Consider the following 11,893-nt stretch of genomic DNA (forward strand, 5'->3'; position numbering starts at 1 on the left):
GCCGAGATTACTGGCCAGAACCTGCCGTGTGGGGGCCTGTGGATGACCAGTTTCCAGGACGGTCACCGGTGATGCCGGCGGCCGGAAGCGCGACGCCCGCCACATCGGCCTCCCCGCGGGAGGTCCCCCGCGCTAAGGTCGGCCCCACAAGGGACGTTACTGATCGGTAAGGGGAATCGGCCATGCAGCTCGGGATCAACCTCGGCTACTGGGGTGCCGGAATGGACGCGGACAACCTCGCCGTCGCGCAGGAGGCCGACCGGCTGGGATACGCGGTGTGCTGGGCCGCCGAGGCGTACGGCTCGGACGCGGCCACCGTGCTCTCCTGGGTCGCCGCCCAGACCGAGCGCATCGACGTCGGCTCCGCCATCTTCCAGATCCCGGCCCGCCAGCCGGCGATGACCGCGATGACGGCCGCGACCCTGGACTCGCTGTCCGGCGGTCGCTTCCGGCTCGGCCTCGGCGTCTCCGGGCCGCAGGTCTCCGAGGGCTGGTACGGCGTCAAGTTCGACAAGCCGCTGGCACGCACGCGTGAGTACGTCGAGATCGTACGCAAGGCCATGACGCGCGAGCGGCTGTCGTACGAGGGACAGCACTGGACGCTGCCCCTGCCCGGCGGCCCCGGCAAGCCGATCAAGCTGACCGTGCACCCGGAGCGCGAGCACATCCCGCTGTACATCGCCGCCATCGGGCCGAAGAACCTGGAGCAGACCGGCGAGATCGCCGACGGTGCCCTCGTGATCTTCCCCTCCGCCGAGCACCTGGAGGAGACCACGATCCGGCACCTGCGCGCGGGGCGAGAGAAGGCCGGCAAGACCCTCGACGGGTTCGACGTCTGCCCGACGCTTCCGCTGGCCGTGGGCGAGGACAAGGACGTGACGACGCTCGCCGACACCTTCCGTCCCTACACCGCGCTGTACGTCGGCGGCATGGGCAGCGCCAAGCAGAACTTCTACAACCAGCTGGCGCAGCGCATGGGGTTCGAGGCCGCGGCAGCCGAGGTCCAGGAGAAGTACCTGTCCGGCGACAAGCAAGGAGCCGCGGCCGCCATCCCGCACGAGCTCATCGACCAGACGACGCTGCTGGGCTCCGTGGACCGCATCGCCGACCGGATGAAGGAGTACGCGGCGGCCGGAGTCACCACCCTCAGCCTCGCCCCCGCGGGCTTCACGCTCGACGAGCGGCTCGCCTCGCTCCGGGCCGGCACCGAGGCCCTGGAGCGCGCCGGACTGGCGTAGCACGGGGGGCGGTTCACGGAAGTTCCTGCGGCCGTGGTGGGGGCTCGGGGGTCTTCCCCGCCACGGCCGTCATACAGAACAACGCGCGCGTGCCCGCGCGGTTACGCCCCCGTCGTGACCCCGATGGTCATTCTTTTGGCGGAGTTGTCCGACACAACTGTTGCAGCACCTCTCTCAGCGCATTTGACTCGTTCTTTGCGGAATCCTGCGGAGTCCAGCGGAGTGCGTAGTCCTGCGTCCTGCAGAGAGGTGCCAACGATGCTTTCGGCCAAGAGTCTGTTCCAGGAGATTCTCGACAACGACGAGTCCTTCCGCCTGTTCTGCTCGATCGCGGCCAGCGGCGAGTCCCAGGGCGGCTGGGAGAACGCCCGCATCGCCGCGCTGGTCCCGGAGAGCCAACGCGCTCTCGCACCCAAGATCACCCGGCACGGCGCGGACGAGGACAAGCACGGGCGGATCTTCAACGCCCTGCTGAAGAAGCGCGGTCTCGAACCCGTCCCCGTTCCGCCCGAGACCGACTACACGATGCTGCTGGAGAACCACGGCATCGGCCTCGCCCATGACAAGCTCAAGAGCGACGAGCAGCTCACCGTCCAGGACATCGTCACCTACCTGTCGCACAGCCGGGTCACCGAACAGCGCGCCGCGGAGCAGATGGAGCTGCTGCGCAAGCACTTCGCCGACCACCCCGAGCTCGGCCGCGCCGTCAAGATGATCTCCAACGACGAGGACAACCACCTCGCCTACTGCCACGAGGAACTCCTGCGCTTCGCGGCCCAGGGGCACGGCCGGGCCATCCAGCGGACGCTGCGCGAGTGCGCGCTCGCCGAGATCCGGATCTACCGGGACGTCAGCCTCGCGGTCATGGACCACATGGGCCGCATTCTCGGCTGGCCCCGGCCGAAGGCCGCGGTGCTCGCCGCGGGCATCCACGCCGTGTACGCCTGGGAGCGGTTCGCGGGCTGGCGGCGCATGGTGTCCCTGAAGATGCCGGAACGCCGCGACGCCCTGGGCGGCCCCGCCACCTCGGCGCCCGAGTTCGCCTGACGACTCCGCCACCGGTCCCTGCAATCGGTCCCTACAACCAGCCCCGGCTCTTGAACAGCCGGTACAGCAGCACCTCGACGGCGGCCATGGCCGCGATCAGCAGCGGATAGGACCAGGTCCAGCGCAGCTCCGGCATGTGCTCGAAGTTCATCCCGTAGATCCCCGCGATCATCGTGGGGATCGCGGCCATGGCCGCCCACGCGGAGATCTTCCGCACATCGTCGTTCTGCCGGACGCTCATCTGCGCGAGATGCGCCGCGAGGATGTCGGAGACCAGTCGGTCCAGGCCCTCCACCGCCTCGTTCACGCGCGTGAGGTGGTCGCTCACATCACGGAAGAAGGGCTGCGCCTTCTCGTGCACGAAGGGCACACGCACCCCGAACAGGCCCGTGCCCGCGAGCCGGGTCAGCGGTTGCGCCAGCGGGCCGGTGGCCCTTCGGAACTCCAGGATCTGCCGCTTGAAGGCGTAGATACGGGACGCCGTGTGCCGGGAGCTGCCGCCGGTCGGCGAGAACACCTCCGCCTCCAGCTCCTCCAGGTCGGTGCCCAGTTCGTCGGCCACGTCCACGTAGTGGTCGACCACGGCGTCGGCGATCGTGTACAGCACCGCCGTGGGGCCGTGCCGGAGCATCTCGGGCTCATGCTCCAGCCGGCGCCGCACCGCCCCCAGCGGCGCCTCCTCGCCGTGCCGTACGGTCACCACGAACGAGTCGCCGACGAAGACCATGACCTCGCCGGAGGAGACGATGTCGCTCTTCGGCTCGTATCCGACCGGCTTGAGGACCATGAAGAGCGAGTCGTCGTACACCTCCAGCTTGGGCCGTTGATGCGCCTTCAGGGCATCCTCCACGGCCAGCGGGTGCAGTCCGAACTCCTGGGTGACCCGGTCGAACTCCTTCTCCGTGGGCTCGTACAGGCCGATCCAGACGAACGCGTCGTCCTGGAGACGGCACAGATCCAGGGCGTCGGAGAAGTCGTCGGGCCCCTCGGTCCGCCGCCCGTCCCGGTAGATGCCGCAGTCGACGATCACGGAGCGTATTCTCCCGCCGCCCGGCCCCGAGCGCACCCCGTCGTGCGCCTACGCTGGGCCGCATGCCCACGCTGATCCTGGTCCGGCACGGACGTTCCACCGCCAACACCGAGGGACTGCTCGCCGGGTGGACGCCCGGCGTCGCCCTCGACGAGCGCGGGGCCGCACAGGCCGCCGCACTGCCCGGCCGGCTCGCCGGGCTGCCGATCTCCGAGGTCGTCGCGAGCCCCTTGCAGCGCTGTCAGGAGACGATCCGGCCGCTGCTCGCCGCCCGGCCCGCACTCACCGCGCACACCGACGAGCGGATCGGGGAGTGCCACTACGGCGACTGGTCCGGCCGCAAGCTCGCCGAGCTGGGGGACGAGCCGCTGATGGAGGTCGTCCAGGCCCATCCGTCGGCCGCCGCGTTCCCCGGCGGTGAGTCGATGCGGGCCATGCAGACCCGGGCCGCCGAGGCCGTACGCGAATGGAACGCGCGCGTGGAGCGCGATCACGGCGCGGACGCCGTGTACCTGATGTGCTCGCACGGTGACATCATCAAGTCCCTCGTGGCGGACGCACTGGGTCTTCATCTCGACCTCTTCCAGAGGATTTCCGTAGAACCGTGTTCCATCACCGCGATCCGCTACACACGCCTGAGGCCGTTTCTCGTACGCCTCGGGGACACCGGTGATTTCGCGTCCCTCGCCCCGCGCGAGGAGCCGCCGGCCGGCGATGCGACGGTCGGCGGCGGCGCGGGCGCACCGTGATCGTCGAGCGCAGTAGGGTGAAGCGGTCGAAGTAGCGCCGCCACCACGATTTCGCTGTCGATTTCGCCGTACTCACGATTCCAATGGAGACAGGACGTGTCCCGTCAGGTGTTCCTCTACGACCCCCCGGAACGTTTCGTGGCCGGTACGGTCGGACTGCCCGGACGCCGTACGTTCTTCCTCCAGGCCACCGCAGGCTCCCGGGTGACCAGCGTGGCCCTGGAGAAGACCCAGGTCGCCGCCCTCGCCGAGCGCATGGACGAACTGCTCGACGAGGTGGTCCGGCGCAGTGGCGGCAGCGCTGCCGTCCCCGCCGTGGCGCCCACCGAGATCGCCGACACCGAACCGCTGGACACCCCCATCGAGGAGGAGTTCCGCGTCGGCACCATGGCCCTCGCCTGGGACGGTGACGAGCAGCGCATGATCGTCGAGGCGCAGGCCCTCGTGGAGCTCGACGCGGACTCCGAGGAGGACCTCGCCGAGGCCGAGGAGCGGCTGCTGCAGGACGAGGAGAACGGCCCCCCGATGCTGCGGGTCCGGCTCACCGGCGCGCAGGCGAGGGCCTTCGCCAAGCGCGCCCTGGACGTCGTCAACGCGGGGCGGCCGCCGTGTCCGCTGTGCAGCCTCCCGCTCGACCCGGAAGGACATGTATGTCCGCGCCAGAACGGATACCGCCGCGGAGCGTGACCTCGGTGGAGCTGCTCGCCGAGGGCGAGCTGACCGTGCGCGGCCGCATCCGTGAGGCGTCCAACGCCGTCCTCTTCTGCACGGTCGCGTACGAGGGGCAGGAGGCGTCCTGCGTGTACAAGCCGGTCGCCGGTGAGCGCCCGCTGTGGGACTTTCCCGACGGGACGCTCGCGCAGCGCGAGGTCGCGGCGTACGAGGTCTCCGAGGTGACCGGCTGGGGGCTCGTGCCGCCGACCGTGCTGCGGGACGGGCCGTACGGCGAGGGCATGGTCCAGCTGTGGATCGAGGCGACGCCGGAGGCCGAGCTGCTCGCCCTGGTGGACGGCGAGGAGCCCGAGCCCGGCTGGAAGGCGATCGGTCTCGCCGAGGTCGGCGAGGGGAAGACCGCGCTGCTGGTGCACGCCGACGACGAGCGGCTGCGGCGGCTCGCCGTCCTGGACGCGGTGATCAACAACGCCGACCGCAAGGGCGGGCACCTGCTGCCCGCCGAGGCCGGACGGTTGTACGGCATCGACCACGGCGTCACCTTCAACGTCGAGAACAAGCTCCGGACGTTGCTGTGGGGCTGGGCGGGGGAGCCGCTGACGGCGGAGGCGGTCGAGGCGCTCGGCGCCCTGCGGGAAGGGCTCAAGGAGGGCGGTGAGCTCGCCGTACGCCTGGCCGGACTGATCACCGCCACGGAGGTGGCGGCCACGCGCGCGCGTGTCGAGGCACTGCTGGCGTCCGGGAAGCATCCGGAACCGAGCGGGGAGTGGCCCGCCATTCCCTGGCCGCCCGTCTAGCGGCGCCCTGACGTCCCGCAGCACAATGGCCGGTATCGCGCAAGAAGGCCTTACCGGCCATCCGGCCCGGTCCGGTTCGTGTACGGAACATCCGTCCGGTTACGCTCATGACATGTATGCCTGGCCCGCTTCTGAGGTCCCCGCCCTGCCTGGTCAGGGCCGCGGCCTGAGGATCCACGACACCGCGACCGGCGGTCTGGTCACCCTCGACCCCGGTCCCGTCGCCCGTATCTACGTCTGCGGCATCACGCCGTACGACGCGACCCACATGGGTCACGCGGCGACCTACAACGCGTTCGACCTCGTTCAGCGCGTGTGGCTCGACACCAAGCGGCAGGTCCACTACGTCCAGAACGTGACCGACGTCGACGATCCACTCCTGGAGCGGGCCCAGCGCGACGACATCGACTGGGTCGCCCTCGCCGAGAAGGAGACCGCGCTCTTCCGCGAGGACATGACCGCCCTGCGCATGCTGCCCCCGAAGCACTACATCGGCGCGGTGGAGGCCATACCCGGGATCGTGCCGCTGGTGGAGCGCCTCCGGGACGCCGGCGCCGCGTACGAACTCGACGGGGACATCTACTTCTCCGTCGAGTCCGACCCGAACTTCGGCAAGGTGTCGAACCTCGACGCCGCCGCCATGCGACTGCTGTCCGCCGAGCGCGGCGGCGACCCCGACCGGCCCGGCAAGAAGAACCCGCTCGACCCGATGCTCTGGATGGCCGCACGGCCCGGGGAGCCCAGCTGGGACGGCGGTTCGCTCGGGCGGGGCCGGCCCGGCTGGCACATCGAGTGCGTCGCCATCGCCCTCGACCACCTCGGCATGGGCTTCGACGTCCAGGGCGGCGGCTCCGACCTCGCCTTCCCGCACCACGAGATGGGTGCCTCGCACGCCCAGGTGCTGACCGGCGAGTTCCCCATGGCCAAGGCCTATGTCCACGCCGGCATGGTCGCCCTGCACGGCGAGAAGATGTCCAAGTCCAAGGGGAATCTGGTCTTCGTGTCGCAGTTGCGGCGCGACGGCGTCGACCCCGTCGCCATCCGGCTCGCCCTCCTCGCCCACCACTACCGGGCCGACTGGGAGTGGACCGACCAGGTGCTCCAGGACGCCGTCGCCCGCCTCGACCGCTGGCGTGCCGCGGTGTCCCGGCCCGACGGGCCGCCCGCCGAGGCGCTCGTGGAGGAGATCCGCGTCGCCCTCGGACACGACCTGGACGCCCCGGCCGCGCTAGCCGCGGTCGACCGCTGGGCCGCTGAGCAGGAGGAGCGGGGCGGTACGGACTCGGGTGCCCCCGGCGTCGTGTCGCGCGCGGTGGACGCGCTGCTGGGCGTGGCCCTCTAGCCGGGCGCCGTACACACGAGAGGGGCGCTTCCTCCCCGCGGGTGGAAGCGCCCCATTGTTCATGTGCCCGTTTGGTTCATGTGCCGGTCAGAGCTTGCGGATCTGGATGCTCCGCAGGACCAGCGGCTGGCTGGTGTCCCACACGCCGATGACCTGGTGGCCGAACGCGAAGGCCTCCTGGACCTGGTCGTGGGTCTGCGCGTTCGGGTTGTTGAAGACCCGGAACACGTTGTTGATGCGCAGGAAGATCTGCGACGGCTGGCCCGGCAGCGGCTGCACGATGTCGATGTAGCCGTTGGCGATACCGGCCTGCGGGGCCGCCTGCGGGGCCTGCTGGACGGAGGCCTGCGTGAGCTGCTGCACCAGTTGCAGCACCTGCTGCTCGGCCTGCTGTTGCTGCTGGTCGGCCTGCTGCGGTTGGCCATAGCCCGGCTGCTGGCCGAGCCCCTGGACCTGCTGCTGCCCGAGCTGCTGCAGCAGTTGCTGGAACGGCTGCTGCTGGCCGAGCTGCTGGAGCTGCTCCAGGGAGCCGCCCATGCCGTACGGCTGCTGCTGGCCGTAGCCCTGCTGCTGGCCGTAGCCCTGCTGCTGCCCGAACGGCTGCTGGCCGTACGGCTGCTGCTGTTGGTACGGAGATGTGCTCGGGAACTGCTGGCCAAGCTGTTGTCCCATGTGACTCATCTGCGGGGTGGTGCTCATGCGGGTGTCACCTTCCCTTGATGTGATGGGCTGCGTCAGCCGGTGATCACCAGGCCGACGATCTCGTCGTCCGAGAACCACACTCGGACATCGGGCCGTCCCCCCGCGAAGGCGGTATGGACCGCCTGGCGGATCTCGGGAGACGGATGATTGAGGTTCCGCCAGTCGCCGGCCACGAACAGCCGGAGCCTGGGCGGAAGTTCACGCGGATACGGCAGCAACTCGTCCCAGTACCGCTCGGCCTTGCCCGAACCGACCGCCTGCGGCAGCAGATAGGTGACCGCCGCCTTGATGTCGGGCCGGTTGCCGACCCGCTGGGAGGCCGGCCGGCCGGGCGCGTCCTGCTGCGGCGAGCCCGTCGCCCGCAGCACCGCTCGCGCACGCTCGGGGGACATCGGCTGCTGACCGGCCGCCTTGAGCATGCCCTGCAGCGCGGCCAGCGCGCCGACCACCACCGGGGAGGCGGAGGAGGTCCCCGAGAACGTGTCGGTGTACCAGGCGATCTCCTCGGGCCCGCCCTGCAGATCGCCGGGCTTGTCCCAGAAGCCGCCGGTGGTCGTCACCTCGCGCCCCCAGCCCTGGGCGTCCACGCGGGCGCCGTAGTTGGAGAACGCGAGCCGTGAGCGGTCCGGGCCGTGGTCGCGGCCGTGCGTGCCGGGCGGCGGGGCGCCCGCACCGACCAGGACGGCGCCGGAGGACGGGTTGGACGGGTTGAACGGGTTGCGCCACGACTCGGGGAACCCGTCCGGGCGCCGCTCGTAGACCGCATCGTCGAGCGACTCGGCGCCGTTGCCCGCCGCCGCCACCACGAGGACGCCCTTGGCGGTGGCGTACCGGACGGCGGCGAGGTCGTCCGGCCACCATTCGAGCGCGATGTAACCGCGCTGGTCGTCGCGCTCGGCGTACTCGAACCGGGGCCCCGGGCGGTGGAGTTCGATCAGCAGGATGTCGCCGTGGCCGAGCCGGTCCGCCGCCGCGTGGATCGCGGCCGCCGTGCCGATGCCCTGGAAGGACGCGGCCGCGGTCACCGTCTCCGGCACGATGCCGGTGACGCCGTACTCGTTGCGGTCGCCGCCGATCACACCGATCACGGCGGTGCCGTGGTTGCGCCAGGCCAGGTCGGCAAGCGGGGTGCCGACGACGACGCCGGCCAGCTTGGCGGCCAGATCCTCGTGGCCCAGCTGCCAGGAGCCCTCCACGTCGATCACGGTCACGCCCTGGCCGGCGCCACCGGGCCGCTGCCAGGCCCAGTACGCGTCGACGCCCTCGGGCGCGGGCCGCAGATAGCCCTGCCGGCCGCTGTAGTCGGGCGTGACCGGCGCGCCTTCCTTCAGGCGCCCGTCCTCCCCGACCTGCCCGATCGAGGCCGGCACCGCACCCGGCTTCACATACGCCGAGTCGATCCCCGGCAGCGCGGCGATGCGCGCCCTGAGCTCCTCGGCGCGGCGTTCCCCGCCGCGCACCCGGTAGAACAGCGCGAGGTCGGGCGCGTCGCCGGTGCCGGTGGTCTGCTGGAGTGCGGTCTGCTGGAGTCGCTCCTCGCTGCCGAACAGCGGCTCCAGCACGAGTTGTTCGTCACTGAGGAACATGTTGAGGGCCGAGACGTCCGAGCCCGCCACCGACCTCACGCCCTCGGCCTGGGCACGCAGCCGGGCCTCGGGACGGGCGACGACGATCAGTTCCCGCTCGGCTCCTCGATAGGTGAATCCCGCTCCGTCGGGCCCGGGCCCGGACGCTCCCGGGCCCTGCGCCGGATCTGCCTGGTCGGTCATCGTCTGCCGCTCCCTTCGGTCCTGCGGGTACCAAGTGCGGGTGGTGCGGCGCGCCTTCGTGGGACAACCAAGCACGCGCGGCCCGGTCCGTCCAGGCTTATTTCGCCAAGTCGGTTTTAGGTAAGTTGAATTGGGTACCGTGTGCAATCCGTCCTGAAAGAGATGTCACGCCACAATCGGGCCAGATGCTGTCCAGTCGCTGTCGAGAGGCTGTCCACTGCTGCGGAGGCGGTCGACGTGTGGTGGGGTGGAGGAGACAGTTGACCGTTGGACCAGCCGACGGCCGGTCCCCGTCCGCGGAAGGACGCACAGTGGCCCCCGAACACCGCTCCTTCGCACCTCATCTCACCCGCCGCAGACTCCTCGCGACCGGTGCCGCCACCGCCGGCGCCGTGCTCGCCGGGTCTGCCGGCACCTCCGTCGCGGCGGCCGAAAAGACGCGGCCCGCCGTGATCCACCTGCCCAACGGCTTCCGCCCGGAGGGCATCGCCACCGGCGGCGGACCGTACGCCTACCTCGGCTCGCTCGGCGACGGCTCGATCTACCGCGCCGACCTGCGCACCGGCGAGGGCTCGATCATTTCCACCGGCCCGGGCACGCCCTCGGTGGGCCTCAAACTCGACTACCGGGGACGGCTGTTCGTCGCCGGACGCGGCCAGGGCGCCCGCGTCGTGGACGCCCGCACGGGCGAGATCCTCGCCTCGTACGTCCTCACCACGGCGACCCCGACCTTCGCCAACGACGTGTTCCTGACCCCGCGCACGGCCTGGTTCACGGACTCCTTCCAGCCCGCGCTGTACGCCCTGCCGCTGGGCCGACACGGCGAACTGCCGGACGCGGACGACGTCGTGAAGATCACGCTGAGCGGCGACTGGAGCCAGGTCGCCGGCGAGGTCGTGAACGCCAACGGCATCACGGCCGCCCCCGACGGCTCGGCACTCCTCGTCGTGCAGTCCGGGGTCGGCGGTCTGCACCGCGTGAACCCGCGCACCGGCGTCACCCGGCTCGTCGACCTCGGCGACGCGGCCCCGCTCACCAACGGCGACGGACTGCTGCTGAGCGGGCGCACGCTGTACGTCGTCCAGAACCGGCAGAACGCGATCGACGTGTTCAAACTCGCCGCCGACGGCAGCAGCGGCGTCTTCCAGCGCCGGATCACCGACCCGCTGTTCGACGTGCCGACCACGGCGGCCGCGTACAAGGGCCGCCTCTACCTGCCCAACGCGCGCTTCACGACGACGCCGACGCCGGAGACGACGTACGACATCGTGTCGGTGCCCGCCTGAGGGCAGGGGGACGCCGGAGACGCCAGAGCAGGCAGGGGCGACAGGGACGGCAGAGGCGACGGAGACGGCAGAGGGCGGTGCGTGATCTACGCACCGCCCTCTGCCATCCCACTGCTTGGTCTGCTTGGCCTGCTCAGTCCTCCGACGACTCGTCGTCGTCCGTGGCGCCCGGCCTCGGCGGCTTGGGCGGCTTCGTACGGCCCCCGCCCGGGTTGTCCCGCAGGAAGGGGGCCTCGCCGCCGTCCGTGGCGTGCCCGCCGGCCGTCGGACCGCCGTCCCGGCGCCGCAGATACCGCTCGAACTCGCGGGCGATCGCCTCGCCCGACGCCTCCGGCAGCTCCGCGGTGTCCCGGGCCTCCTCCAGCGTCTGCACGTACTCCGCGACCTCGCTGTCCTCGGCGGCCAACTGGTCCACACCGACCTGCCAGGCGCGCGCGTCCTCGGGCAGCTCGCCCAGCGGGATGCGCACGTCGATCAGGTCCTCCAGGCGGTTGAGCAGGGACAACGTCGCCTTCGGGTTGGGCGGCTGCGAGACGTAGTGCGGTACGGCCGCCCACAGCGACACCGCCGGGACGCCCGCGTGCGTGCACGCCTCCTGGAGGACGCCGACGATGCCCGTCGGGCCCTCGTACTTGGTCTCCTCCAGATCCATGCGGCGGGCCAGGTCCGGGTCGGACGTGGTCCCGCTGATCGGGACCGGACGCGTGTGCGGGGTGTCGCCGAGCAGGGCGCCCAGGATGACCACCAGCTCCACGCCCAGTTCGTGCGCGAAGCCGAGCAGCTCGTTGCAGAACGAGCGCCACCGCATGGACGGTTCGATACCCCGGACCAGAACGAGATCGCGCGGCTTCTCGCCGCCGACGCGGACGACGGACAACCTTGTCGTCGGCCACGTGATCTTGCGCACTCCGTCGTCCATCCACACTGTGGGGCGGTTCACCTGGAAGTCGTAGTAGTCCTCGGCGTCGAGCGCCGCGAACACCTCGCCCTTCCACTCCCTGTCCAGATGCGCGACCGCGGTGGAGGCGGCGTCGCCGGCATCGTTCCAGCCCTCGAACGCGGCCACCATGACCGGGTCGATCAGCTCGGGAACCCCCTCGAGCTCGATCACCCAGTGCCTCCTTCCGACGTGCCCTCGCTTGACCACCCAACCTTACGGCGTGCGGCGGGGGCTCCCGCAGCCCCCTTGCACGGGGGAGTGAACGGATCACTGCCCCGTTCGCTACCCCGAAACACCCCCCTAGAGATCCGATGTCCGACG

12 protein-coding genes are annotated in these 11,893 nt (G+C 70.9%); 8 read left to right on the forward strand and 4 right to left on the reverse strand.

What is annotated here, in order from left to right:
• Window positions 1–182 precede the first annotated feature (182 nt).
• Entirely contained in the window at window positions 183–1,238 is a 1,056-nt protein-coding gene (locus BLU79_RS40575; protein ID WP_093911059.1) for an LLM class F420-dependent oxidoreductase, read from the forward strand.
• A 258-nt stretch (window positions 1,239–1,496) separates the two neighbouring features.
• Complete coding sequence (locus tag BLU79_RS40580; RefSeq protein ID WP_093911060.1) at window positions 1,497–2,285, forward strand: ferritin-like domain-containing protein; 789 nt, start codon at window positions 1,497–1,499, stop codon at window positions 2,283–2,285.
• Between the two features lie 31 nt (window positions 2,286–2,316).
• Here BLU79_RS40580 and corA read toward each other — a convergent pair whose 3' ends face one another.
• On the reverse strand, window positions 2,317–3,315 hold the full coding sequence (gene corA, locus BLU79_RS40585; RefSeq protein WP_177001360.1) for a magnesium/cobalt transporter CorA: 999 nt from the start codon (window positions 3,313–3,315) through the stop codon (window positions 2,317–2,319).
• 62 nt (window positions 3,316–3,377) lie between these two features.
• Here corA and BLU79_RS40590 point away from each other — a divergent pair, with 62 nt between their 5' ends.
• The 4 genes from BLU79_RS40590 (at window position 3,378) to mshC (ending at window position 6,875) form a co-directional block, all read left to right on the forward strand.
• On the forward strand, window positions 3,378–4,064 hold the full coding sequence (locus tag BLU79_RS40590; protein WP_093911061.1) for a histidine phosphatase family protein: 687 nt from the start codon (window positions 3,378–3,380) through the stop codon (window positions 4,062–4,064).
• 96 nt (window positions 4,065–4,160) lie between these two features.
• Window positions 4,161–4,751: a DUF3090 domain-containing protein gene (locus tag BLU79_RS40595; RefSeq protein WP_093911062.1), complete on the forward strand. Its 591-nt coding sequence runs from the start codon at window positions 4,161–4,163 to the stop codon at window positions 4,749–4,751.
• Window positions 4,715–5,533 carry an SCO1664 family protein gene (locus BLU79_RS40600; RefSeq protein ID WP_177001361.1) on the forward strand — a complete coding sequence of 273 codons (819 nt, stop codon included), beginning with the start codon at window positions 4,715–4,717 and terminating at the stop codon, window positions 5,531–5,533. Before BLU79_RS40595 ends, BLU79_RS40600 begins: the two co-directional genes overlap by 37 nt.
• 112 nt (window positions 5,534–5,645) lie before the next feature.
• Complete coding sequence (gene mshC / locus BLU79_RS40605) at window positions 5,646–6,875, forward strand: cysteine--1-D-myo-inosityl 2-amino-2-deoxy-alpha-D-glucopyranoside ligase (protein ID WP_093911064.1); 1,230 nt, start codon at window positions 5,646–5,648, stop codon at window positions 6,873–6,875.
• Window positions 6,876–6,962: 87 nt separating this feature from the next.
• Here mshC and BLU79_RS49485 read toward each other — a convergent pair whose 3' ends face one another.
• Window positions 6,963–7,238 (reverse strand): hypothetical protein, encoded by a 276-nt coding sequence (locus BLU79_RS49485; protein ID WP_256333641.1) that lies wholly within the window; start codon window positions 7,236–7,238, stop codon window positions 6,963–6,965.
• A gap of 3 nt (window positions 7,239–7,241) precedes the next feature.
• On the opposite strand from BLU79_RS49485, the gene BLU79_RS49490 reads away from it, so the two are divergent.
• On the forward strand, window positions 7,242–7,595 hold the full coding sequence (locus BLU79_RS49490) for a hypothetical protein (protein ID WP_256333642.1): 354 nt from the start codon (window positions 7,242–7,244) through the stop codon (window positions 7,593–7,595).
• A gap of 14 nt (window positions 7,596–7,609) precedes the next feature.
• Here BLU79_RS49490 and BLU79_RS40615 read toward each other — a convergent pair whose 3' ends face one another.
• Complete coding sequence (locus BLU79_RS40615; protein WP_093911066.1) at window positions 7,610–9,346, reverse strand: S8 family peptidase; 1,737 nt, start codon at window positions 9,344–9,346, stop codon at window positions 7,610–7,612.
• 311 nt (window positions 9,347–9,657) lie between these two features.
• On the opposite strand from BLU79_RS40615, the gene BLU79_RS40620 reads away from it, so the two are divergent.
• A complete protein-coding gene (locus tag BLU79_RS40620) occupies window positions 9,658–10,632 on the forward strand; it encodes an SMP-30/gluconolactonase/LRE family protein (RefSeq protein ID WP_093911067.1) in 975 nt (324 codons plus the stop codon).
• Between the two features lie 133 nt (window positions 10,633–10,765).
• Here the strand turns inward: BLU79_RS40620 and BLU79_RS40625 are convergent, their stop codons facing one another.
• The gene (locus tag BLU79_RS40625) at window positions 10,766–11,743 is read right to left on the reverse strand and encodes a PAC2 family protein (RefSeq protein WP_093911068.1); all 978 of its coding nucleotides are present in this window, start codon (window positions 11,741–11,743) and stop codon (window positions 10,766–10,768) included.
• Window positions 11,744–11,893 lie beyond the last annotated feature (150 nt).

This window comes from Streptomyces sp. cf386 (assembly GCF_900103585.1).
In the GTDB taxonomy this organism is placed as follows: Bacteria; Actinomycetota; Actinomycetes; order Streptomycetales; family Streptomycetaceae; genus Streptomyces.